At 73.8% G+C, this 25,315-nt stretch carries 13 protein-coding genes, 1 pseudogene and 1 riboswitch; of the genes and pseudogenes, 7 read left to right on the top strand and 7 right to left on the bottom strand.

Translation table 11 applies throughout. The features are described 5' to 3' along the window. A pseudogene (locus ACFVWU_RS37300) lies at positions 1-797 on the bottom strand (hypothetical protein); the annotation flags it as partial. 244 nt (positions 798-1,041) lie between these two features. Between ACFVWU_RS37300 and ACFVWU_RS37295 the strand changes: the two are divergent. Continuing rightward, a complete protein-coding gene (locus ACFVWU_RS37295) occupies positions 1,042-2,364 on the top strand; it encodes a cryptochrome/photolyase family protein (protein WP_387629324.1) in 1,323 nt (440 codons plus the stop codon). Positions 2,365-2,463: 99 nt separating this feature from the next. Here the strand turns inward: ACFVWU_RS37295 and ACFVWU_RS37290 are convergent, their stop codons facing one another. After that, on the bottom strand, positions 2,464-3,744 hold the full coding sequence (locus ACFVWU_RS37290) for an amidohydrolase family protein (protein ID WP_387629321.1): 1,281 nt from the start codon (positions 3,742-3,744) through the stop codon (positions 2,464-2,466). A 129-nt stretch (positions 3,745-3,873) separates the two neighbouring features. After that, positions 3,874-4,016, top strand: a riboswitch (SAM riboswitch). Positions 4,017-4,214: 198 nt separating this feature from the next. On the opposite strand from ACFVWU_RS37290, the gene ACFVWU_RS37285 reads away from it, so the two are divergent. After that, a complete protein-coding gene (locus ACFVWU_RS37285; RefSeq protein ID WP_387629319.1) occupies positions 4,215-4,928 on the top strand; it encodes an IclR family transcriptional regulator in 714 nt (237 codons plus the stop codon). 266 nt (positions 4,929-5,194) lie between these two features. Then, a complete protein-coding gene (locus ACFVWU_RS37280) occupies positions 5,195-6,277 on the top strand; it encodes an alpha/beta fold hydrolase (RefSeq protein ID WP_387629316.1) in 1,083 nt (360 codons plus the stop codon). A 43-nt stretch (positions 6,278-6,320) separates the two neighbouring features. Here ACFVWU_RS37280 and ACFVWU_RS37275 read toward each other — a convergent pair whose 3' ends face one another. The 5 genes from ACFVWU_RS37275 to ACFVWU_RS37255 are packed head-to-tail and all read right to left on the bottom strand — an operon-like array spanning position 6,321 to position 12,832. Next, positions 6,321-7,619, bottom strand: coding sequence for an NAD(P)/FAD-dependent oxidoreductase (locus ACFVWU_RS37275; protein ID WP_387629313.1), 1,299 nt, complete (start codon positions 7,617-7,619; stop codon positions 6,321-6,323). Next, on the bottom strand, positions 7,616-8,407 hold the full coding sequence (locus tag ACFVWU_RS37270) for an ABC transporter ATP-binding protein (protein ID WP_387629310.1): 792 nt from the start codon (positions 8,405-8,407) through the stop codon (positions 7,616-7,618). Before ACFVWU_RS37270 ends, ACFVWU_RS37275 begins: the two co-directional genes overlap by 4 nt. Beyond that, positions 8,404-10,260, bottom strand: coding sequence for a dipeptide/oligopeptide/nickel ABC transporter permease/ATP-binding protein (locus ACFVWU_RS37265; RefSeq protein WP_387629307.1), 1,857 nt, complete (start codon positions 10,258-10,260; stop codon positions 8,404-8,406). Before ACFVWU_RS37265 ends, ACFVWU_RS37270 begins: the two co-directional genes overlap by 4 nt. 7 nt (positions 10,261-10,267) lie before the next feature. Then, positions 10,268-11,236 carry an ABC transporter permease gene (locus ACFVWU_RS37260; protein WP_387629304.1) on the bottom strand — a complete coding sequence of 323 codons (969 nt, stop codon included), beginning with the start codon at positions 11,234-11,236 and terminating at the stop codon, positions 10,268-10,270. Positions 11,237-11,248: 12 nt separating this feature from the next. Beyond that, positions 11,249-12,832, bottom strand: coding sequence for an ABC transporter substrate-binding protein (locus ACFVWU_RS37255; RefSeq protein ID WP_387629301.1), 1,584 nt, complete (start codon positions 12,830-12,832; stop codon positions 11,249-11,251). A 210-nt stretch (positions 12,833-13,042) separates the two neighbouring features. On the opposite strand from ACFVWU_RS37255, the gene ACFVWU_RS37250 reads away from it, so the two are divergent. The 4 genes from ACFVWU_RS37250 to ACFVWU_RS37235 form a co-directional block, all read left to right on the top strand. Then, positions 13,043-14,737: a DUF885 domain-containing protein gene (locus tag ACFVWU_RS37250; protein ID WP_387629298.1), complete on the top strand. Its 1,695-nt coding sequence runs from the start codon at positions 13,043-13,045 to the stop codon at positions 14,735-14,737. Between the two features lie 309 nt (positions 14,738-15,046). Next, entirely contained in the window at positions 15,047-15,412 is a 366-nt protein-coding gene (locus tag ACFVWU_RS37245) for a DUF5132 domain-containing protein (RefSeq protein ID WP_387629295.1), read from the top strand. A 265-nt stretch (positions 15,413-15,677) separates the two neighbouring features. Next, a complete protein-coding gene (locus ACFVWU_RS37240) occupies positions 15,678-17,924 on the top strand; it encodes an ABC transporter ATP-binding protein (protein ID WP_387629292.1) in 2,247 nt (748 codons plus the stop codon). Between the two features lie 109 nt (positions 17,925-18,033). Next, positions 18,034-25,315, top strand: a 7,282-nt coding sequence (locus ACFVWU_RS37235) for an amino acid adenylation domain-containing protein (RefSeq protein WP_387629290.1), incomplete at its 3' end; no start/stop codon positions are given.

Here is a 25,315-nt window from a genome sequence, read left to right as displayed (position 1 = left end):
GGTGTCAGGCCGTGGGAGAGGTTGGTGAGGTCGAAGGTCACGTCGTAGCCGGTGACGGTCAGTGTGCGGCCGTTGATCTGTGCGCAGCCGGCCAATGTGGGGTCGGTGAGGGACAGTTGGCCGTCTCGGGTCACCACTAACCCGAAGTCGGCGGTTCCTCGGGCGAGTTCGTAGTTGTAGGTGGCGGGGATGAGGTGCAGTGTCGTGGGGGTTTGGCGGCCGAGGGTCACTCCGGGGTTGTCGAGGAGTTCCGGTGTCAGGCCGTGGGAGAGGTTGGTGAGGTCGAAGGTCACGTCGTAGCCGGTGACGGTCAGTGTGCGGCCGTTGATCTGTGCGCAGCCGGCCAACGCGGAGTCGGTCAGGGACAGTTGGCCGTCCGGTGCCACCACTAACCCGAAGTCGGCCAGGCCGCGGGCGAGGAGGAAGAGGTACGTGGACGGTATCAACTGCAACTGATGAGGAGCGTCCCTGGTGAGCGCGGGCGGGCTGCCGACGACTTCCGGCGAGAGGCCGTGGGACAGCGCTGTCAGGTCGATGGTGACCGGAAACCCGACCACGGTGAGCGCGTCGGTTCCGCGTCCCTGGAGGAAGCCGTCAGCGGCCCCGTCGAAGTCCACGACTCCTGCCGCAGTCACTTCGAATTGGAAGCCGGGAAGCCCGGTCTGCGCGAACCCGTAGACGCCGGGATCCAAGGACAAGGCGGTGATCCCACTGCCATCCGCGGGGAGCGTGGGCTGACCCGGGATCGTGAACTGTTGAAAGGTTAAGCGACTGGTGTCGACGCGGATGCTCGCCATGGCCGGACCTCCAAGCCTCGCCCATGACACCATTCCACCGCCGCCACCCTCACCCTGCGACCGGACGGACGTACCAGCGGCCCGTCAACCGACCTCTGCCGTGCCCACCCTCACCATGACCTCGGCGATCTGCTGACCGTTCGTTACTACCCTGGCCCACCGACGCGCCGTCCGCGGCAATCCGCCGTGCGATCGGCTCCGAATATCCTGGGAACCACGACCGCACCCGCTCCGAGGCCATTCCATGACTGTCGCGATCGCCTTGTTCACCCAGGACCTGCGCCTGCACGACAACCCCGTGCTGCACGCCGCGTGCACCGCAGCCGACCAGGTGCTGCCCCTGTTCGTGCTCGATCCCGCCGTCGAGACGGCGGGCTTCGCCGCCCCCAACCGGCTGGCCTTCCTGGGCGAGTGCCTCGCCGACCTGGACGCCTCGCTGCGCCGCACCGGCTCCCGCCTGGTCGTGCGCCGCGGCGCAACCGCCGAGCAGACGGCCCGGGTGGCCGCCGAAACCGGCGCGGCGACCGTGCACGTCGCCGCCGGGGTGAGCGCATTCGCCCGTCGGCGCGAGGCACGGCTGCGCGCGCTGTTCGGTGACCGCCTGCACGTCCACGACGCCTCGGTGACCGTGGTCCCACCGGGCCGGATCACCCCGGCCGGCCGCGACCACTACGCGATCTTCACCCCCTACCACCGCGCCTGGCAGCAGGCCCCCCACCGCACGGTGCTCGCCGCGCCCCGGGCCATCCGCACGCCGGGCGGCATCGGCAGCGAGAACCTGGTCGTCGGCGGCCCCCTCTCCCCGGCCCTTCCCCCCGGCGGCGAGACCGCGGCCCGGGCACGGTGGCGGCGCTGGGACGTCGACGCGTACGCCGAGGTGCACGACGACCTGGCGGCCGACTCGACCTCCCGGCTCTCCCCGTACCTGCACTTCGGCTGCTTGTCACCCACGGAGCTGACCGACCGCGCCCGCCACCACGGCGGCGACGGTGCACAGGCCTTCGTCCGGCAGCTCGCTTGGCGCGACTTCCACCACCAGGTCCTCGCCGCCCGCCCCGACGCCGCGCACGACGACTACCGCAGCAGGGACGACCACTGGCACCACGACGAGGACGAGGCCGAGGCCTGGCGGCAGGGCCGCACCGGCTACCCGATCGTCGACGCGGGGATGCGTCAGCTCGCCCACGAGGGCTGGATGCACAACCGGGCCCGTCTCCTCACCGCGAGCTTCCTCACCAAGAGCCTCTACCTGGACTGGCGGATCGGCGCCGCCCACTTCCTGTCCCTGCTGGTCGACGGCGATGTCGCGAACAACCAGCTCAACTGGCAATGGGTCGCGGGCACCGGCACCGACACCAGGCCCAACCGGATCCTCAACCCGCTGCGTCAGGCCGACCGTTATGACCCGGCCGGGGACTACGTCCGACGCTGGCTGCCCGAGCTCGCCCACCTGCCCGGTCCGGTCGTCCACCGTCCCTGGCTGCTCGCCCCCGAGTACCCGGCCCCGATCATCGCCCCGGACGCCCTCACGCTCCGGCTCCGCCGCGCCCGGGCCCTGGACGGGTGAAACCGTCGATCCAGTACCGGAGTCGGGGGCATGCGAGCAGTCCCGGGGCGTGGCTGCCGAGACGGAACGCGGCCGGACGCCGCTCGCCCGGGACCGGGGTCAACCGAGCTCGTTCTTGTACACCACACCGTTTTTGACGATGAGTCGCAGGTTGCGTTCGGGCTCGGCGAGGACGGACAGGTCCGTGGTCGGGTCGCCGTCGACGACCAGGAGGTCGGCCCACGCGCCAGGAGCGATGACCCCGAGCGGCGCGGCGCGGTAGGGGTCGCGGCGGCCGGACAGACGGAACAGCTCCGCGTTTCCGGAGGTGGCCATCTTCAGGGCCCCGACCGGGCTGAGGTACCGGCCGAGCCGGACCAGCATCTCGGACTGCCGGTGGGCCTTCGCGGGGTCGAGCACCAGGTCGGTGCCGAACGCCAGCCGCACACCGTGTTCGAGCGCCCAGCCGAAGGTGCGGGCGACGCCCTCGCACACCTCGCGGTTCTTGCGGTCGCTGTCCGCGGAGGCGTAGTGGTGGTCGTCGACCTCGAACGGCTGGGTGCTCAACCACACGTTCCGCTCCGCGAGGTAGCGGATGGTGTCCTCGTCGGTGAGGTGCCCGTGCTCGATGCAGCGCACCCCGGCCTCCACCGCGCGGCGCACGCCCTCCGAGGTGTAGACGTGCACGGTCACGTAGGTGCCCCAGTCGGAGGCCGCGGCGACCGCCGCCTCCAGTTCCGCCGTGGTGAACTGCAGTACGTCCAGCGGATCGAACTCCGAGACGACCCCGCCGCCGGCCATCACCTTGATCTGCGTGGCGCCCTTCCTCAACTGCTCGCGCACCGCCGCGAGCACCCGCTCCGGCCCGTCTGCCACCCGGGTGAACCCGATCTGCTCGGTGCGGGACTGCGGTCCGCCCAGGACGGTCGGGGCTTCGTGGACCGACCCGAAGTCGCCGTGGCCGGACGTCTGGGAGACGGCCGCCTGGCTCGGGTAGATCCGCGGGCCGGGAAACAGTCCGCGGTCCAGGACCCGCCGCAGCGGCTCGGTGTCACCTGCCATGTCCCGCACCGTGGTGAAGCCCCGCATCAGCATGTCGCGGGCGGAGGCGAGGGCCTGGTAGTAGACGGTGCCGGTCGGTGCGAGCCGCAGGTCCGCCATGGTGCCGCCGATCGCGAACAGGTGGACGTGGGCGTCGGTGAGCCCCGGGATGAGCGTGCCGCCGCCGCCGTCGAGCACCCTCGCCCCGTGGGTACCGCGCGGGGACGGGCGGCCCGGCACCACCTCCGCGATCCTGTCCCGCTCGATCCGGACGTGCCCCGGCACCGCCTCCTCGCCGATCCCGTCGAACACGCGCACGTTCGTCACCAGCAGCCCGGCATTCGAGTCGTCGACACCCATGCCGCCATCCTCGACCGGTCACGGGACCGGCACCAGACGGCACACCCGATCGGCGACGGGCGCGGCGGCGGCGTGGGCGAGCGGGGGAGGTTTGGCGGGGCGGCGGGGGAATCTTGTATGGTTCCTGGCGAATCATCCAGAGGGGTGGAGGGACCGGCCCTACGAAGCCCCGGCAACTCCCCGGTCGACCCGGCGTTCGAAGTACGCGCCGTGCCGTCCGGGATCAGTGCCAACTCCGGCCTGTCGCCAACGTGGCGCGGGAAAGATGAGGAGACACGGTGCTCTCTGTGCTGTCCTTCGCCCGGGCGCTTCCCGCCCCGGCCCTTTCGCGTACCCGTCTCGTGCCCGGCGCAGGCAATCGGCCGACTTCTCCGGCCCGTCCTCGCTGACCACCCCCCGCTCCCTGCGGGGAGCTTCCGTGAGCCGAACCCACCCGCCGCTCACGGGATTTGAGACTGGAGTACCCATCCATGGAGAACACGAGCGGCGTCGGCGTGCTCGACAAGGTCAGCTCGATCCTCGGCACCCTGGAGGCCGGGCCGACCACCCTGGCCGGACTGGTCGCCGCCACCGGCATGGCGAGGCCCACCGCGCACCGGCTCGCCGTCGCGCTGGAACACCACCGGCTGGTCGGCAGGGACATGCAGGGCCGGTTCGTCCTCGGCCCGCGGCTCACCGAGCTCTCGGCGGCGGCCGGTGAGGACCGGCTGCTGGCCGCCGCCGGTTCGGTGCTCACCCACCTGCGCGACGTCACCGGCGAGAGCGCCCAGCTCTACCGCCGCCAGGGCGAGGTCCGCGTCTGCGTGGCCGCCGCCGAGCGGCTCTCCGGCCTGCGCGACACCGTCCCCGTCGGCGTCACCCTCCCGATGAAGGCGGGCTCCGGTGCGCAGATCCTGCTCGCCTGGGAGGAACCCGAGCGGCTCCACCGGGGCCTCCAGGGCGCCCGCTTCACCGCCACCGCCCTCAGCGGGGTCCGGCGCCGCGGCTGGGCGCAGTCGATCGGCGAACGCGAGCCCGGGGTGGCCTCCGTGTCCGCGCCCGTCCGGGGCCCGTCCAACCGGGTGGTGGCCGCCGTCTCCGTCTCCGGTCCGCTCGAACGCCTCACCCGCCACCCCGGCCCGCACTACTTCCAGGCCGTCGTCGAGGCGGCCAACCGCCTCAGCGAAGCCCTGCGCCAGTCCTGACCGGCTCGCCGCCCCCCGGGGCTCGCCGCCCCGCTCAGGCCGCTCACGGAGGCCTCCGGGGTCCTCAAGGGGCTTGGAAGGAAGCGGACTTCGACGGCGTCGGCCCCGAGGTCGCCCGTCCCGCCGGTCCGGGCCGGGCGGGCGATGACCCAGGGTCCTTGGGCGTACACGGTGCGTTCTTGAACGGTGTGGGGTGAGGGTAGGGGCAGACGGGGAAGAAGACGGAGAGGGGTCGGCTGTCGGATGCTGCTGTCGCGGAGGACACGATGCGCCGGGACGGACGGGTGGCGAACTCCCTGCTCGCACTCCTGAGCCGGGACTGGGCGGGGGTGCCGGTCGCGCTGGTGACGGCGGGTGTGGGCGGCGGCCTCGTCGCGCTCGGCACGACCTGGGCGGTGGCGCTCGGTGCTGTGGCCGTGGCCGTCGGTGCGGCGCTGCTGGTCGGGGCCGTGCGGCACCTGGTGCTGGTGGCCCGGGAGGCGGCGGCGCGGCCGGCGCCTGGGTCATTGGTCCACGTCGGCGGCCACCGGATGCACGTCCGGGGAGAGGGGGAGAGGGCGGGCGGGCCGACGGTCGTGTGGATGCCGGGGGGACACGCGCCCGGTGAGGAGTTCGGAGAGCTGCACACGATGCTGGCGGCCCGGACCCGCTCGGTGCTGGTCGACCGGTTCGGCACGGGCTGGAGCGATACCGGGGCCTTCCCCCGGACGACGGCCGTTGAGGCGGAGGAGCTGCTGACGGCGCTGGAGGCGGCGGGGGAGCGGCCCCCGTTCGTGTTCGTCGGCCACTCCTTCGGCGGGCTGCTGGTCGCGAACGCGGCCCGGCGGCGGCCGGATCTGACGGCCGGTCTGGTGCTGCTGGACCCGACGCCGCTGGAGGTCATCGCCTTCGCGCCGGCCAACGGGCTGGTCGCGGGGATGCGTCGACGGTTACTGCTGGCCGCGGTGCGGCATCTCTTCGGTGCACACCGTGGCCGGGGCGGCCGGACCGGGCAGGACTGCGCCGCCGCGTCGATCTTCAGCGAGCTCTCGCCGTTCGGTCTGGCCGGTGCGGGCTGGGAGAGCGTGGTGTACGACGGGGATCTCGCGGACCTGCCGCTGGTCCTGGTGATACCGCGGGATCTCATGGGCGGTGAGGCGGTGCTGGCCGGCGCCCGGGACGCGGTCGAGGCCGAGCGGATCAGCCGCTTCTACCTCCGCAGCCGGGTCCGGTACCTGGCGGCGTCGTCGGCGTCCCGGTTGGTGTACACGCCGGAGGGGACCGGTCACGACTTCCCGCACGAGGCGCCCGAGTTCGTGGTCGGCGTGGTCGGGGACCTGGTGCGGGAGCTGCGGGTGACCAGCTCGTGACCGTCCGCCGATCGGCGGAGGACGCCCCGTGGCCGCCCGTCGATCAGCCCATGACCGACCGCGCGGAGTCGGCCCGTACGGGGCGTCGGCGCGAGAACGAGCCCAGGTCCACGACGTTGCCGGTGTGTTCGCAGCGGTAACGGACCGGGTCGCCGTCGTGGTCGTGGCCGGCCTCGACCAGGTCGATCAGGGTCGCGAGGTAGCGGCCCACCAGTGGGGCGTTCTTGAACTGGTTGCCGCTGGTGCCCATGGCCACGTAGTAGCCGTCGAGGGCGGTGCGGTCGTAGATCGGCGTCCAGTCGTCGGCGACGTCGTACACGCCCGCGACCCCGAGCGGTCGGTTGGGGACGCCGATCGCCGGGAAGCGGCGCGCGGCCCTGGTCACCTGGGTGCGGAAGCGGTGGGCGGTGGGACGCGGGTCGGCCCGGTCCGGGTCGTCGATCCACTCGGGCGGGTCGCAGTCCGGCCCGGTGCCGCCGATCAGGAGGTGCCCGCCGGGTGCCGCGCGCAGGTAGGTGCCGAGGTCGAGGTCGGCGACGACGGGGCCGGTGGCGTGCCCGGCCGGTGCGGCGACCTGGTGGACCTCCTCGCGCAGCGGGCGCACGCCGATCGTGAAGTCGCTCCCGACGCCCGCCAATCGGTTGAGGCCGCCCGACCACGGGCCGGCCGCGTTGACGACGACCGGCGCGGCGATCCGCGTCCCGTCGCCCAGGCGGATGCCCGTCACCCGGTCCGCGTGCCGGTCGACGGCCACCACGGTGTGGTGGAACAGGAAGCGCGCGCCCAGTTCGCCCGCCGCGTCCGCGAGGTTCTGGGCGGCGAGCTGCGGATCGTCGACGAACCCGGCGTCCGGGGTGAACAGCGCGCCGAGCTCGCCGGTGGGGGCGGCGAAGAAGGCGTCGTCGTCGACCGGCTTCGGCGGCCAGTACCGCCCGGGGTCGATCCCCGGAAGGCGCCCGCGCAGCGTCGGGGTGTCCCACCGCTCGTACGGGACGCCGGCGCGGTCGAACAGGGCGGTGGTGCCCGACGGCGCGCTGCCGGGGGCGTCGAGCTGTACGGCGCCGGTGCGGTGGAAGGCGGCGAGCGGGCGGCGGCCGGTGAGTCGGAGATGGTCGGGCCAGCAGGTCCAGAGGTGTTGGGCCTCCCAGGCGGTGGCGACGCCGTCGAAGGTGGAGTAGGTGAACCGGATGATCGCGCTGGAGGCGCTGGTGGAGCCGTGGCCGGCGGCGCCCGCCTTGTCCACCACGACCACCTGCCGCCCGGTGCGGGCGAGTTCGAGGGCGAGGGCGGCGCCGATCACCCCGGCCCCGACCACCACGGCGTCCGGTCGGCTGACGGTCATGACGGCCCCTCCTCGGTCGGGGGTGTGCGCAGGCTCGGTACGGAGGCGAGCAGCGTCCGGGTGTACGGGTGCTGCGGGGTGCGCAGCAGGGCCCCGGTGGCGGCGGTCTCGACGATCCGGCCCCGCCGCATGACCGCCACCGTGTCGGAGACGTAGCAGACCGCGGGCAGATTGTGGCCGATGAACAGCATGGACAGGCCGAGCCGCCGTTGGAGTTCGCGGATCGTGTTGAGGACGGAGGCCTGTACCGAGACGTCGAGTGCCGAGGTGATCTCGTCGGCGATCAGCAGGCCGGGTCCGACGGCCAGGGCGCGGGCGACGGCGACCCGTTGCCGCTGACCGCCGGACAGTTGCCGTGGCAGGCGGTCGGCGAGCCGGGGATCCAGGCCGACGAGTTCGAGCAGGGCGGCGACGCGGTCGGCCCGGGCCCGCCGGTCGAGCCGGTGGAACGCGGTGGCCGCCTCGACGAGCGTCTCGCGGACCGTCATCCGGGGGTCGAGGGCGGTGTCCGGGTCCTGGAGGACGACCTGGACCAGGCGGCCGAGTCGGCGCCGGTCGCCGACGGTGCGGACCCGGAGCTCCCGGCCGTCGAGCAGGACCTTGCCCCCGTGCACGGGGTCGAGGCCGACGATCGCCCGGGCCAGGCTCGACTTGCCGGAGCCGGACTCGCCGACGAGCCCGAGCGTCGTGCCGGACGGGATCCCCAGCGAGACGCCGTCCACGGCGGTGACGGGGCCGCGCGGGCCGTGGTGGCGGACGGTGAGGTCCGAGACCTGAAGGGTGGTCATGACGCGGTCACCTCCGCCTCCACCGGTACGGGGTACCAGCACGCGACCCGGTGGACCGGGTCGAGCTCCTCCAGCGGCGGGGCCTGCTCGGCGCAGCGGGCCCGGCGGCGCGGGCAGCGCGGCTCGAACGGGCAGCCCGGGGCGGGCGCGAGCGGGTCGGGCGGCGCGCCCTCCACCGTGGGCAGCGGCCGGTCGCGGTCCGCGGTGAGGTCGGGCACCGAGTCGACCAGGGCCCGGGTGTAGGGGTGCCGGGTACCGGTGGCGAGCCGGTCGGCGGGCAGCGCCTCGACGATCGTCCCCGCGTACATCACCAGCACGCGGTCGCAGAACTCGCCGACCAGCGCGACGTCGTGGCTGATGAACAGGATGGCGGCGCAGGTGTCCCGGCGGATCTCGGACAGCAGCCCGGTGATCTGCCGCTGCACGGTGACGTCCAGCGCGGTGGTCGGCTCGTCGGCGATGATCAGGCCCGGTCGCACCATCAGCCCGGCCGCGATCATCACCCGCTGCCGCTGGCCGCCGGAGAGCTGGTGGGGGCGTACGCGCAGCGTCGCCGGGGGGAGGCCGACCCGGCGCAGGGCTTCGGCAGCCTCCGCGGCGGCCTGGGCGCGACTCGCGCCGCGATGGGCCCGGACGGTCTCGGTGAGCTGGGTGGAGACCCGCAGCGCCGGGTTGAGGGCCGAGGCCGGGTTCTGGAAGATCACTGCCAGGCCGGTGGCGAGGTGGTGGTCGCGCTCCTTGGGCGTCAGGGCGGCGAGGTCGGCACCGAGCAGCCGCAGGGTCCGACGGGACACCCGGGCCCGCTCCGGGAGCAGGTCGGCGATCGCGAGCGCGGTGAGCGACTTGCCGGAGCCGGACTCGCCGACGAGCCCGACGATCTCGCCGGGCCGCAGCGACAGGCTCACTCCGCGCACCGGCCGGATCACCCCGTCCGGGGTGGGGAGTTCGACGCCGAGGTCCTCGACCTGGAGCACCAGGCCCTCCTCGGCGGGCCCGCTCGGCGCGATCGGCCGCGGGGCCGTACGGGGTGCCGGGCTGCGCCGGGCGACGCCGCCGGCCAGGACCTCGCCGAGCAGCTGGAAGGTCACCGCCGCGTAGAGGATGGCCAGGCCGGGGGCGAGGGCGGGCACCGGCTGGGCGTAGATGCGGTCGAGCCCCTGGTTGAGCAGCTGCCCCCAGTCGTAGCCGGGTGGCTGGACGCCCAGGCCGAGGAAGCTCAGCCCGGAGAGCGCGACGAGGGAGGTACCCGCCGCCGTGGTGGTGCTCAGCAGCAGCGGCTCGGCGATGTTGGGCAGGACGTGCCGCCACAGCAGTCGGTGCCGGCGCAGGCCGAGCACCCGGGCCGCGGCCAGGTGGTCGGTGCCCGCGACGCCGGCGGCGAGCGTCTGGGCGAGCCGGGCGAAGCCGGGGATGCCCGCGACGGCGAGGGCGAGCATCGCCGGGCCGGCGCCCGCGCCGAACACCACCGCGAGGACGAGGGCGACCAGCAGCGCGGGGAAGGCGAGCAGCAGGTTGATCAGCGCGGTGAGCAGCCGCCGGGTGCGCGGGCCGACGACGGCGGTGGACGCGCCGAGCAGCACGCCCCCGCTCGCGCCGAGCAGGGTCGCGGCCAGGGCGAACAGCAGGGAGGGCCGGGTGGCGGTCAGGACCCGGGCGAGCACGTCCCGGCCGAGGTTGTCGGTGCCGAACGGGTGCGCCGCCGACGGACCTCGCAGCACCGCCGAGGGGTCCGGGCGGTCCGCGGCGGCGCCCCACAGGAGCGGGGCGGCCAGCGCGAGCACGACCAGTGAGACCACCATGGCGGCCGCGACCCAGGCCATGGGGGAGCGGGGGTACCGGGTGGGAACGGGCATCGGATCCTCAGCTCTCCCGGATCGCCGAGCGGGGGTCGAGCAGCGCCAGCAGCACGTCGACCAGGAGGCCGGCGAGCAGCACGGTGGTGCCCAGGACCAGCACCATCGCCTGGATCACCGGGTAGTCCTGGGTGACCACGGACTGCGCCATCGCCGAACCGATGCCGGGCCAGGCGAACACCTTCTCGACCAGCACGGTACCGGCGATCATGGCGGGCAGCAGGCTCCCGGCGACGGTGAGCGCGGCGGTCGCCATGTTCGGAGCCGCGTGCCGCAGGTAGCGGCGGGCGGGGGACAGGCGCTTCCCCCGGGCGGTGCGAAGGTAGTCCTCGGACAGTACCTTCAGCGCCTCCACCCGGACGATCCGCACCAGCACGGCCGTGGGCGCGAGGGAGAGCGCGAGGACCGGCAGGACGAAGGACTCGACGCCCGCCGCGCCGGCCACCGGGAGCAGCTGGAGGCCGACGGCCAGCAGCGCGGTCAGCCCGGCGGCCAGGACGAAGTCCGGCACCCCGGCCAGGCCGGCGGTCACGGCCGTGAACGCCAGCTCGCTGCGCGGGTGCCGGCCGTCCTGCGTGCGGACGGCGGCGAGCAGTCCGCAGGGCAGGGCGACGGCGAGGGTGACCACGAAGGCCAGGCCGGCGATCTCCAGGGTGGCCGGCAGCCGGGTGCGGACCAGCTCCGCGACCGGTGTCCCGGTGACCAGCGAGGTCCCGAGGTCGCCGTGCACCAGGCCGTCCAGGTAGTGCCCGTACTGGGACAGGAAGGGGGCGTCGAGGCCGAGTTGGTGTCTGCGGGCGGCCACCAGGGCGGGCGCGGCGTCGACGCCGAGGGCGGCGCGGACCGGATCACCCGGCACCAGGCGGATCATCGCGAACGACGCGGTGAGCACCACCCCGAGGGACAGGAGCAGCCGGGCGGTGCGGCGGCCGAGGAACACCGTCCAGGGGTGCCGCAGCAGCTGGGGTACGGACATGATGGGCCTCGGTCACTGGTGGAGGCGGATGCTGGTGGGGACGAGCTGGCCGCCGAAGGTCGTGGCGAAGGTGGTGCGGTGGCCGTACACGGTGCTCCGGCCGTCGGCGATCGGCAGGGCGTCGGCCGAGCGCAGGAGTGCGGCGGAGGCCCGGTTCCAGGTGCCGCAGCCCGCTGTGTCGGCCTCCTGGAGGGCCTGGGCGACCAGGGCGTCGTACTCGGGGTTGGTGACTCCGGCGAAGTTGAGGCCCTGGGCGGGGGTCGGCCCGGAGAAGAACGGGATGAAGCCGACCGGCAGGGCGAAGCCCGGGGTGCTGCCGACCACGATGTCGAAGTCGCCGGTCTGGTACATCGCGTTGACGAGGGCCGGCAGGCCCTCGGTGACCTGGGTGACGTCCGCGCCGAGCGCCGTCCAGGCGCGGGCCATCAGCTCGGCGACGGACGGCAGGGTCGGGCCGATGTCCGGGCTGGTGATCAGGCGCAGCCGGAGCGGGTGGCCGTCCTTGCTGAGCGGGCCGTCGCCGACGCGGGTCCAGCCGGCGGCGCGCAGGGCCTCGACGGCGTCCTGCGCCGGCAGGTTGGCGGCGGCCAGGTCGGCGTGGCAGACGGCGCCTTGGGCGCCGAAGTCGGTGGCGGGCCGGCCGGTGCCGCCGACGGCGACGTTGGCGAGCCCTTGGCGGTCGAGCGCGGAGACCAGGGCGCGGCGCAGCGCCGGATCGGCCAGTGGGCGGCCGGGGCGCTGGTTGAAGAAGGTCAGCCCGACCACGGTCGCCACGTCGGCGGCGGCCAGGCCGTGGCCGGTGAGCCGGGCGCGGTCGGGGCCGTTCACGCTCGCGATGTCGATGCCCCCGGTGAGCAGCAGGTTCGCGGCGGTGGAGGCCTGGGGTACCACCGAGAGGACGATCCGGGCCGGCAGGCCGGGCTGGGCGGTGTCCGCCCCGGCCGGGCCCCAGTGGTAGCCCGCGCGGACGGTGAACTCGTAGGGTCCGCCGGGGGTGTAACGGGTGAGCACGTAGGGGCCGGTGCCCTGGGTGGTGCGGTCCAGTGACTGGGGCCGGTCGAGGCCGGCGGGGCAGACGATCGGCAGGAGGCCGAGGGTGCGGGTGAGGAACGGGAAGGGGGCGGCGGTGGTGGCCGACACCGTGCCGGCCCGGTCGTCGGCGCTCGCGGTGAACGGGACGTTCGGTAGGACGGTCTGGGCGCCGGCCAGCTGGTTGGCAGGGTCACCCGCGTAGGTCAGTGCCCGGGCCACCGCGGAGGCGGTGATGGGGGTGCCGTCGGAGCAGGTGATCCCCGGGCGGAGGGTGAAGGTGGCCGTGGTCGTGGTGGCCTGCCAGGACGAGGCCAGGCCGGAGACCACCGCGCCGTCGGGGGCGACATTGACCAGCGAGTCGTAGGCGTAACGGGCCTGGGAGGCTCCGAAGGCCGAGTACGGGTTGAAGCTCGGCGTCTCGCTGGGCCCGGCGATCCGGACGGTCCCGTGGTCGACGAAGGGTGTGGTCGTCGAGGAGCGGGCGGTGCCCCCGCAGCCGGTCAGGGTGACGGCCGTGGCGGTGACGGCGGCCGCCAGGGGGGCCGACAGGGTACGACGCGACATGGCGCCATGGTTTCATCGGGGTCGGCTGATGACGAGTCAACTGATACGTATGACAAGTATGTTCGAATAAGTGGAGTCGCCTCCCGCCTTGGCCGGGAGGCGCGAGCGCGTCAGGGCGGGCCTGATGCGATTCACCCTTTCGGGGGGTGCCCCCGCCCGGGTGCCGTGAACCGGGTGACCGGGCGGCCCCACGTCGTCACTATGAACCGCATGAGGACGAACGAACCGGGCCGGGAGATCGGCCGTCTGGCGGACCGCTACTGGGAGTTCCTGCTGGAGCGCGACCCGCTGCTGAGAGTGCGCCAAGGCCTCCCGGTCGAGACGCTGCCGGGGGCGTCGCTCGCCGAGGCCGAGGAGCGGGCGGCGTTCGCGGAGGGTGTACTGGGGCAGGTCCGGGCCCTCGGCGGTGCGGAGCTGTCCGCCGCGGACGCCGACACCGCCGCGTTCCTCGCCGGGCTGGCCGAGCAGGAGCTGCGGAACCGGCGCTGCTACTGGCTCACGCCTGTGGCCACGCCGTACCGGCTGTTCCCGCTGTCGCAGTACGTGGACGCGGTGCTGCGCCCCTTCGGCTTCACCGAACCACCGGATGTCGAGAGGTACTTGACGCTGCTGCGCGAGCTGGCCCGGGCGGTCGGGTCGATCGCCGACAAGGCGGCGGAGCAGGCCGCCCGCGGCTTCCGGATCCCTGCCCCGGCCCTCGCCGGCGCGCGCGCCACCGCCGCCGGTCTGCGGGCGTCGGTGGCCCGGCGGGTGGAGCCGGCGGACGACCGGCTCGACGGACTCGGTCGGGGCGGCCAAGGTCAACTCCGCGACGGCGTGGAGCGGTTGGTGGCGGACGAGCTGGAGCCGGCCTTCGACCGACTGCTCGCCGTGCTCGACGATCCGGCCTATCTGTGTGCGGCGCCGCAGACCGTCGGCTGGGCGCAGTACGAGGGCGGGGAGGAGGCGTACCGGGAGTTCGTCCGGGTCCACACCGGGAGTGACGCGTCACCGGAACGGCTCCACCGGCTCGGCCGCGAGCAGTGCCTCGAACTGGCCGAGCGGATGCGGGAGTTCCGGACCGTCCTGGGATTCTCGGGCGCCGAGAGCGAGTTCCACGACCGGCTGCGGACCGAGCCCCGGCTGTACGCCCGGACGCCCGAGGAGGTCGAGGCCCGCTACCGCGGCCACCTCGACCGGCTCGCGCCACGGCTGCCGCAGTGGTTCGCCGTGCTGCCGGCGGCGCCGTACGGGCTGGCGCGGCTGGACCCGGCGCTGGAGGCGGGGATGACCTTCGGGTACTACGAGCTGCCGACCCCGGCCAGCCGGGTCGGGCGCTATCGCTACAACGGCTCGGACCTGGACCGGCGCTCGCTCCTGGGCTCGGCGTCCCTGATCTACCACGAGCTGGCGCCGGGGCACCATTTCCACCTCGCCCGACAGGCGGAGAACCGGGAGCTTCCGCAACTGCGCCGCGAGGTGGCCGAGTTCGGTGCGTTCAACGAGGGCTGGGCCGAGTACGCGGCCGGCCTCGGCTGGGAGGCGGGCCTCTACGACGACCCGTGGGACGCCTATGGGCGCCTCGCCCAGGAGCGGTTCACCGCGCAGCGGCTCGTGGTGGACACCGGGCTGAACCTCGGGACGATGAGCCTCGCGCAGGCCCGGGACTTCATGCGCGCGAACACCACCGAGGCGGACGGCCAGATCGCCTCGGACCTGCTGCGCTACGCGACCGACCTGCCGGGGCAGGCGCTCTCCTATCGTGCGGGCTTCCTGGAGCTCGGCCGGTTGCGGGCCCGGGCGGAGGCCGACCTGGGCGCCGGGTTCGAGGTGCGGGCCTTCCACGAGGCGGTGCTGGGCGGCGGTGCGCTGCCGTTCCCCGCCCTGGGGCGGCGGGTGGTGCGTGAACTGGGCATTCAGCATTGATCGGCAAATAGGACAAGCTTTTCCCGTGGTGAGTGCACGTATGGCAATCCGCAGCGGCCGAGAATTTTGATGGCACTCGCATGGGTGAAACCCGCCGGGACTGTTTGGCCTCGATGCGCATGACTGGTCTACGGTGGCGGAGGAGCGGGCGGCGTAACCCCATCGACGAGGAATTCGACCCAGCAGGGAATCCGGCAAGGGAGTCGAGAATTCCGGAAACGGGTGCTTCCGTCCGCTCGGCTGTGCGTACTCCGGATTTCGCAGTACCCGGGGCCCTGTCATCCGTCTGCGTAGAGAGGTTGGAGCATCATGCCGCCCGTAGTCCCGCCGTTCCTGGTCGGTCTCATCGTCGCGCCACTGGCCAAGCGTCTCCTGAAGCCGCTGGTGCGAGGCGTCGTCAAGACGTCCGTCGGTATTGCCATGGAGGTGAAGAAGGCGGCCCATGAGGCCGGGGAGAACATCCACGACCTCGCGGCCGAGGTGGCCGCCGACATGGTGGCGGCGCAGGCCGCCTCCGGTGACGGTCGCTGGCCTGCAGAGGCCGCCACCCCGAGCGGCGGGCCCGTCCCGCACGGCGGGAAGGACGAGGCCGCCGAGCGGGCCGAGGTCGAGGCGAGGGCCCCGAAGATCCGCGCGACCGCCGGGGCCGGGGTCGGCCCCGGCAAGGCGCACTGACGCCCTGACTCACGGCTCCGCCCGCCGCTTGGGCGCGTCCTCCGACCGACCCTCGGAAGGCGTGTCCACGCGGCGGGTCCGTTGCGGGCCTTTCGGCCGCACCACTCCCTCCTCCAGACTTTCCACTCCGTCGCAGTAATCCGCCGTGCGCAGGAATTCCGCCGCGCCCACTGACGGACCAATCTGCGACCTCCGCAAACAGGTGATCGTACACATGCCGTCTCTGCTGGGTGCCGCAGCCGGATATCGCACCGTGGATTTGGACGTGAGCCCGCGCTCGGTCATTCCTGGCCGCCAGCGCTGGGACGTCAAGCTGGTACTCGGACGGCCCCGGGCGGCCGCACTCCTCGCCGCGTCCCTGCGTCGCGTCCCCGGGATCACCGAGGCACAGGCCAGTCCGATCACCGGAGGGGTCCTCGTCCGGCACGACACGCGGGTGCGCGCCGCGGACATCGGCCGGATCGTCCGCAGAGCGGTCCTCCTGGTCGCGGAAGGGCCGACCAGGACGGCGCGGCCGGCACCGGCCCAGCCCGCCCCGCGTGCGGACCGCGCCCTCGTCGTGCGCCCCGTCCTCGCCGTCGGCGGCGGGGTGGCGGCCGGCATCGCGCTGATCCGCGGGTCGGCGCTGAGCAGGCAGCTGATGGCCCTCGGCGGAGTCGCGGCCGCGACGGCGACCGTCGTCCGGCAGGCCTGGCGCCGAACGGTCGACGCGACCCGGGACCGCGCCGAGGCCGGGCCCGAAGCAGGAGCCGAACGCCACCCCCTGGTGGAGATCGTCGGACCGCACCGGAGGCGCCTCTACCGCGCCGCCGCGCTCTCGGTCGCCTGCCAGATCTCCGAGATGGCACTCGGCACCTTCCTCGGCTGGACGGCACTGGTGCTCATCAAGGGTGAGGCCGCACCGCTGGTCAGCCTCGGGCTGACCACCGCGTCCGCCCAACTCTGGGGTCTGGCCGGGCTGGTTGGCGTCGCCTGCGCCGCCGTGGCGGGCCTGTCGTACACCTCGAACCTCCAGTGGCGCCGACTCGGCCAGGACGTCGAGCACGACTGGCGCGGCCGCACCTACGCGCACGTGCAGCACCTCGAACTGCGGCACCTGGAGGGCGAGCGGACCTCCCGGGTGGCCGGCGCGCTCACCGACGACGTCGGTCAGCTGGGCACCTTCTTCGCCACCTCCGCCAGCGACGTGCTGCAGCTGGGCACCAGCCTGGCCATCCTGGTGCCGGTGTTCCTGCTGCTGGCACCGCAGATCGCCTGGATCGCCTTCCTGCCCATCCCGGTCATCGCCTGGCTGTCGCTGCACTACCAGGAGAAGGTCGCGGCCGACTACGCCGTCACCGGCGAACGCCGGGCCAGGCTGCACAGCCAGCTGATCAACACGCTGGAGGCGGGCGCCACCGTCAAGAGCTTCTGCACCGAGGACTACGAGGCCGACCGCATCGACGAGTTGAGCCAGGCGGCTCAGGAGAGCAACCGGCAGACCGACCGGAGCACGATCCGCCACGCCGAGACCGTCCGGGCCTGTACGACCGCCTCGATGGCCGGCACCCTGTTGATCGGCGGCCGCGCGGTGCTCAACGGCAGTCTCCGGTTCGAGGTGTTCAGCCCGCTCATCGGGCTGCCCCAGATGGTGCTGCTGCGGATGAACCGCCTCGGCGGCATCGTCGACCAGTACCAGCGCACGCTGGCCGCCTACGACCGGGTCCAGCGGCTGCGCGCCCTGCCCGTGGAGGCCGAGGGCACCGGCGAACCGCTGGACGCCGGGAAGGTGCAGGGCGAGATCGTCCTCGACGAGGTGACCTTCTCCTACCCCGGTCGGCCGCCGGCGCTGGAGGGCCTCTCGCTGACCATCCCCGCCGGGCGGACCACCGCACTCGTCGGCGCCACCGGCTCCGGCAAGACGACGATCGCCAAGTTGCTGATGCGCTTCCAGGACGCGGAGTTCGGCGCGGTGCTGCTCGACGGGCGGGACGTGCGCGACCTGCCGCGCCGGGACCTGCGAGGCGCGATCGGCTTCGTCGCCCAGGACCCGTTCCTCTTCGACGGCAGCATCGCCGACAACATCCGGTACGGCAGCTTCGCGGCCTCGGACCAGGCCGTGGTCGAGGCGGCCACGATGGCCGAGGCGCACACCTTCATCGCGACCCTGCCGGACGGCTACGACACGCTGATCGGCGAGCGCGGCGCCGCGCTCTCGGGCGGGCAGCGACAGCGGATCGCCCTGGCGCGGGCGATCCTCAAGAACGCGCCGGTCGTCATCCTCGACGAGGCCACCTCCGCCGTGGACAACGAGACCGAGGCCGCCATCCAGCGCACCCTGCGCGGCTTCGCCGCCGACCGGACGATGGTCATCATCGCCCACCGGCTCTCCACGGTCCGCCACGCCGACCGGATCTACGTCATGGACAAGGGCGGCGTCGTCGCCGAACAGGGAACCCACGACGAACTCCTCGCCCAGCACGGACTCTACGCATCCCTCTGGCAGCTCCAGGCCGGCGAACTCGCCGCCTGACCGCAGCAGTTAGCCGCGCCCGCCCGCCGACGACGTGACGCCACCGTGGTCGGCGCGGCCCGGCGCGCCCTGCGACCAAAGCCTGCCCACACTCCTGAGAGGTACCCCCATGTCCCGTCGCGAAGGCGACATCCTTCCCCTGACAGCGGCCCAGCGCGAGATCTGGCTCGCCGAGCAGCGCTCCCGGACCGCCATCCCGGGCTACCGCGTCGGCGAGTGCCTGGAGATCCACGGGCCGGTGGACCCGGAGCTGTTCGAGACCGCGCTGCGCCGGGCGGTCGACGAGGTCGACGCCCTGCACGTGAGCTTCGTCGACGACGGCGAGGGCCCGCGCCAGGTCCTCCGTGACACATGGGACTGGGCGCCCGCGCACCTCGACCTCAGCGCGGAGCCGGACCCCCGGGCGGCGGCCATGGCCTGGATGGAGCGGGACCTGACGCGCCCGCTGGACCTCGCCCGTGATCCGCTGTTCGGCCACGCCCTGATCCGGCTGTCGGCGACGGAATTCCTCTGGTACCTGAACTACCACCACGTGGTGCTGGACGCGATCAGCAGCTCCATGGTCCGGCAGCGGGTCGGCGAGGTGTACTCGGCGCTGGCCGAGGGCGGCGCCGTGCCGCCCTGCCCGTTCGGCTCGCTACGGGACCTGGTCGACAGCGACGCCGCCTACCGTTCGTCCGCCGACTTCACCGCCGACCGCACCTACTGGACCGAGCGCTTCGCCGACCTGCCCGCCCCGACACGGCTCACCGACACCGCCGCGACCGACCCGCACCGCGCCCTGCGCCTGGCCGAGGAACTGGAGCTGCGGCGCCCCGAGGCACTGCGCGCGGCGGCCGGCCGGGCCGGCGTCCGGTGGTCCCGGATGCTGATCGCCGCGACGGCGCTCTACGCCCACCGGCTGAGCGGCACCCAGGACGTGGTGCTCGCCATGCCCGTCACCGCCCGCCGCTCCGCCGACCGCGACCTGATGTCGGTGCCGGGCACGCTGTCCAACGTGGTGCCGCTGCGGCTGACCGTGCGGCCGGACATGCCATGGCACGAGCTCGTCGCCCAGGTCGCGCGGGAGGTCGACGCGGCCGTCACCCACGAGCGCTACCGCAGCGAGGACCTGCTGCGGGACCTCGGCGCGCCCGGCAGCATCGGGACGGCGTTCCCACTGATCGTCAACATCATGGCCTTCAACTCCAGGCCGAGCTTCGCCGGGCACCCGGCCTCCGTGCACCACTTCGTGTCGGGGTCGACCACCGACCTCGCGGTCTGGGTGTTCGACTACCGGGACGGCAACCCGCCGCTGCTCAGGCTCCACGGCTCCCCGGAGGCCTACGGCGACGACGACCTCGCCGCCCACCAGCAGCGTCTGCTCGCCCTGCTCGACGCCGTCGCGGACTGCGACCCGGACGAGGCGGTGGGCCGGATCGACCTGCTCACGGCCGAGGACCACCGCGAGTCGGCTGCCCTCGGCTCCGGGCCGGTGGCGGAGGTCCCGGCCGAGAGCCTGCCGGAGCTGTTCCGGGAGCACGTGCGGACGACTCCGGACCTGGTCGCGCTGGTCTGCGGGGACGTCTCGCTGACGTACGCGGAGCTGGACGCGCGGGCGAACCGGCTGGCGCACGCCCTGATCGAGCGGGGAGCCGGGCCGGAGCGGCTGGTGGCGGTGGCGCTGCCGCGCTCGGCCGAACTGGTGGTGGCGATCCTCGCGGTGCTGAAGACCGGGGCGGCGTACGTCCCGATCGACCCCGAGTACCCGGCCGCCCGGATCGGCTACCTGCTCGACGACGCCCGGCCGGCGCTGCTGGTGACCGACACCCGCAGCGGGCAGCGGCTGCCCGAGGCCGGGTCCGTCGACCGGCTGGTGCTGGACGACCCGCGGACAGCCGCCCTGGTCGCGGACTGCCCGGCGGCCGACCCGCTGGTGGCCGTCGACCCGCGCCACCCGGCGTACGTGATCTACACCTCCGGTTCCACCGGACGGCCCAAGGGCGTGCTGCCGACCCACGGCGGCCTGCTCAACCTGCTCACCGACCATCGGCTGGCGTGGTTCGCGCCGCTGCTGAAGGAGGGGCGGCGGCTGCGGGTGGCCCTGACCACCTCGGTGTCCTTCGACGCCTCCTGGAACCAGTTGCTCGCCCTGTTCGCGGGCCACGAGCTGCACGTCCTGGACCACGCGACCTGGACCGACCCGGAGGCCTTCGTCCGCTACGCCGCGCGCTGCGGGCTGGACTTCGTCGAGGCCACCCCCTCCTACCTCCACGTACTCGTCGCCCACGGGTTGTTGAGCGATCCGCAGCGCCGCCCGGCGCTCGTCGCGGCGGGTGGCGAGGCCGTCCCCGAGCGGCTGTGGGAGCAGCTGCGGGCGGCCGAGGGGGTGGACTGCCTCAATTTCTACGGACCGTCCGAGTGCGCCGTCAACTCGGTGGTCGCGCCCGTCGGGTCGAGCCCGTGCCCGGTCATCGGCCGGCCCGTCACCAACGTCCGGCTGTACGTGCTCGACGGCGCCCTGCGGCCGCTGCCGAGCGGCGTGCCCGGTGAGCTGTACATCGCCGGTGCGGGCCTGTCGCGCGGCTACCTGAACCGGCCCGGCCTGACCGCCGGGCGGTTCACGGCGGACCCGTTCGGGCCGAGCGGTTCGCGGATGTACCGCACCGGCGACCTGGTGCGGTGGGACTCGGACGGCAATCTGGAGTTCCTCGGCCGCACCGACGACCAGGTCAAGATCCGTGGCTTCCGGGTGGAGCTCGGCGAGATCGAGGCCGTCCTCGCCGAACAGCCGGAGGTGGCGCGGGCCGCCGTGGTGGTGCGCACCGAGGAGGAACCCCGGCTGGTCGCCTACGCCGTCCCCGCGGCCGGGCAGGCCGTCCGGCCGGAGGCGCTGCGGGCCCGGCTGCGGGAGCGGCTGCCGGAGTACATGGTGCCGTCGGCGTTCGTGGTGCTGGACGCGCTGCCGCTGACCCCGAACGGCAAGCTCGACCGGCGGGCCCTGCCGGCCCCCGAGCGGCAGCCCGCCGCGCCGGGCCGCGCCCCGCGCACCGCGACCGAGCACCAGCTCGTCGGACTCTTCAGCGAGGTCCTCGGGGCCTCCGAGCCCGGGCTGGACGACAGCTTCTTCGACCTCGGCGGGCACTCGCTGCTGGCCACCCGGCTGGTCGCCCGAGCACGGTCGGTGCTGGGCGTGGAGCTGCGGCTGAGCGACCTGTTCGACGCGCCGACGGTGGCGGAACTGGCGGCGGCGGTGGACGTCGCGGGCCGGGCACGCCCTGCGCTGGAGCGACACGAGCGGCCCGAGGCCGTCCCGCTGTCCTTCGCCCAGCGCCGGCTGTGGTTCCTGCACCGCATGGAGGGCCCGAGTGCCACGTACAACATCCCGCTGACGCTGCGGCTGACCGGAAAGCTGGACCAGCGGGCTCTGGAAGCCGCCCTGGCGGACGTGGTCGAGCGGCACGAGAGCCTGCGCACCGCCTTCCCGGTGGTCGACGGCGTGCCGTACCAGCGGGTGCTGGACCTCGACGAGGCACGGCCGCGGTTGCGGGTGACCGAGATCGGCGAGCGCGACCTGCCCGACCGGCTGGCGGAGGCGGCCCGGTACGGCTTCGACCTCTCGGCAGAGCCGCCACTGCACGCCGAACTGTTCCAGTCGGCACCCGAGGAGCACGTCCTGCTGCTCGTGGTGCACCACATCGCCGGTGACGGCTGGTCGATGGGGCCGCTCTCGCGTGACCTGGCGGCGGCCTACGCGGCCCGCTCCGAGGGGGCGAAGCCGGAGTGGGCGCCGCTGCCGGTCCAGTACGCCGACTACAGCCTCTGGCAGCGGGAGCTGCTCGGCGACGGCTCGGACCCGGACAGCCTGCTGAACGGCCAACTCGCCTACTGGCGGGAGCAGCTGGCGGATCTGCCCGAGCAGGTCGAGCTGCCGTTCGACCGGCCCCGGCCGGCGGTGATGTCCTACCGGGGCGCCCAACTGCCGGTGCGGATCGACGCCGAGCTGCACCAGGGCCTGCGCGCGCTCGCCCGGGACGGCGGGGCCAGCCTCTTCATGGTGCTCCAGGCCGGACTGGCCGCCCTGCTCGGCAAGCTCGGCGCGGGCACCGACGTCCCGATCGGCACCCCGATCGCCGGGCGCACCGACGAGGCCGTGGACGACCTGGTCGGGTTCTTCGTCAACACCCTGGTGCTGCGCACCGACCTGTCCGGCGACCCGACGTTCGGCGAACTGCTGGGCCGGGTGCGCGGTGACGCGCTGGCCGCGTACGCGCACCAGGACGTGCCGTTCGAGCACCTGGTGGAGGCGCTGAACCCGACCCGCACGCTCGCGCACCACCCGCTGTTCCAGACCATGCTTGCCCTGCAGAACGCGCCGCTCGGCACCTTCGACCTGCCGCGGCTGCGGGTGACGACCGACCTGGTCCCCACCGGGACGGCCAAGTGCGACCTGACCTTCATCCTGGCCGAACAGCCCGGCGCGGACGGGCTGTCGGGCCTGGTGGAGTACAGCACCGACCTGTTCGACGAGGCCACCGTGGCCGGGATCGTCGAGCGCTGGCTGCGGCTGCTGCGGGCCGTGGTCGCCGACCCCGGCCGGCGGATCGGCCTGGTCGACGTGCTGTCCGCCGAGGAGCTGCGGGCGCTGCTGCCGGCCGGCGCCGAACGGAGCGAGGAGCTGCCGGAGAGCGGCCCGACGGCGCTCTTCGAGCGGCAGGTACGGCTCGCCCCGGCCGCAGTCGCCCTCACGGACGGCGAAGTCGCCCTCACGTACGGCGAGTTGAACGCCCGGGCCAACCGGCTCGCGCACGCGCTGATCGACCGCGGTGTGGGGCCGGAGCAGCTGGTGGCGCTGGCCCTGCCGCGCTCGGCGGAGCTGGTCGTGGCGGTGCTCGCGGTGCTCAAGGCGGGCGCCGCGTACGTACCGGTGGACCCGCGGTACCCGGCCGCCCGGATCGCCTACCTGCTCCAGGACACCCGGCCCTCGCTGCTCCTCACCACGAGCGGGACCGGTGACCTGCCGGGCGCCGACTCGGTCGAGCACCTGCTGCTGGACACCCTCGACCTGGACGGGCAGCCGGACTCCGACCCGGGAATCCCGGTCGACCCCGGCCACCCGGCCTACGTCATCCACACCTCCGGCTCCACCGGCGACCCCAAGGGCGTCGTCGTCCCGCACCGGAACGTGGTGCGGCTGTTCGACACCACCCGGGAGCTGTTCGGCTTCTCCGCCGAGGACGTCTGGACGCTCTTCCACTCCTACGCCTTCGACTTCTCGGTGTGGGAGCTGTGGGGCCCGCTGCTGCACGGCGGTCGGCTGGTGGTCGTGGACCACGAGACCAGCCGCTCGCCCGGCCGGTTCCTGGAGCTCCTCGCCCGCGAGCGGGTGACCGTGCTCAACCAGACGCCGTCCGCCTTCTACCAACTGATGCAGGCGGACGCCGAGGCGCCGGAGACCGGCCGTGAACTCGCGCTGCGCACAGTGGTGTTCGGCGGCGAGGCGCTGGAGATCGCCCGGCTCGCCGACTGGTACGAGCGGCACCCGGAGGACGCGCCGCGACTGGTCAACATGTACGGCATCACCGAGACCACGGTGCACGTCACGTACGCGGCGCTCGACGGCTCCGGCACCGCGGCCGGGCAGATCGGCACGGCCCTCCCGGACCTGCGCACGTACGTCCTCGACGACCACCTGCGCCCGGTGGCCCCGGGCGTCGCGGGCGAACTGTACGTGGCCGGCCCCGGCCTGGCACGCGGCTACCTGAACCGGCCCGGCCTGACCGCCGGGCGCTTCCCCGCCGACCCGTTCGGGCCGCCCGGCTCCCGGATGTACCGCAGCGGCGACGTGGTGCGCCGCGCGGCGGACGGCAGTCTGCGCTACGTCGGCCGGGCCGACCAGCAGGTGAAGGTCCGTGGCTTCCGGATCGAACTCGGTGAGATCGAGGCGGCGCTCGCCGCGCACCCCGGCGTCACGCAGGTCGCCGTGCTGGCCCGGCAGGACCGCGCCGACGACACCCGGCTGGTCGCCTACCTGGTCCCGGCCGCCGCCGCGCCGAGCCCGGCCGACCTGCGCGGACACCTGGCCGAACGGCTGCCGGAGTACATGGTGCCGTCGGCGTTCGTCCTGCTGGACGCGCTGCCGCTGACCGCCAACGGCAAGCTGGACCACCGGGCCCTGCCCGCCTTCGACCTCACCCCCGCCGCCACCACCGGCCGCGCGCCGCGCACCCCGCAGGAGCAGATCCTCTGCGAACTGTTCGCCGAGATCCTCGGGGTGGCCTCGGTGGGCGTCGAGGACGGTTTCTTCGACCTGGGCGGGCACTCCCTGCTGGCCACCCGCCTGGCCGCCCGGATCCGCGCGACGCTCGGCGTGGAGATGGCGCTGCGCACCCTGTTCGAGGCGCCGACCCCGGCCGGCCTGGCCGCCGCCCTGGTGGCGGCCGGACCGGCGCAGGCGGCGCTGGCGCCGTACCGGCGGCCGGAGCGGATGCCGCTGTCCTTCGCGCAGCGGCGGTTGTGGTTCCTGCACCAGCTGGAGGGTGCCAGCGCGAACTACAACATCCCGCTGGCCTGGCGGCTGTCCGGTCCGCTCGACCGGGAGGCGCTGCACGCCGCCCTGGCGGACGTGGTGGCCCGGCACGAGGCGCTGCGGACGGTGTTCCCCGTCGTGGACGGTGTGCCGTTCCAGCAGGTGCTGGACGTCGCGGCGGCCCGCCCCGGGCTGGCCGTGCGCCGGACCGCCGAGGCCGAGCTGACCGCCGCCCTGGCGGCGGCGCAGGCCCACCGGTTCGACCTGGAGACCGAACTGCCGCTGCACGCCGAGCTGTTCGAGCTGGCGGCGGAGGAGCACGTGCTGCTGGTGGTGCTCCACCACATCGCCGGCGACGGCTGGTCGCTCGGCCCGCTGGCCGCCGACCTCACCGAGGCCTACGCGGCCCGCTGTCGGGGCGAGGAGCCGCGGCGGGAGCCGCTGGCCGTGCAGTACGCCGACTACACCCTGTGGCAGCACGAGCTGCTCGGCGACGCCACCGACGACGACAGTCCCTTCGCCCGCCAGGCGGCCTACTGGAAGCGGCAGTTGGCCGATCTGCCGGAGCAGATCCAGCTGCCCGTCGACCGGCCCCGCCCGGCGGTCGCCTCCCACCGGGGCGGACACCTGAGGGCCGAGCTGGACGCGGAGCTGCACCGCGGGCTGCGCGAGCTCGCCCGCACCAGCGGCACCAGTCTGTTCATGGTGCTCCAGGCAGGGCTTGCGGCGCTGCTGAGCAGGCTGGGCGCGGGGGACGACATCCCGGTCGGCAGCCTCACCGCCGGGCGCACCGACGAGGCCGTGGACGACCTGGTCGGGTTCTTCGTCAACACCCTGGTGCTGCGTACCGACACCTCGGGCGACCCGACCTTCGCCGAGCTGC

The organism is Kitasatospora sp. NPDC058190, from assembly GCF_042883685.1.
Taxonomy (GTDB): Bacteria; Actinomycetota; Actinomycetes; order Streptomycetales; family Streptomycetaceae; genus Kitasatospora.
This window is presented reverse-complemented; position numbering and strand designations above follow the sequence as displayed.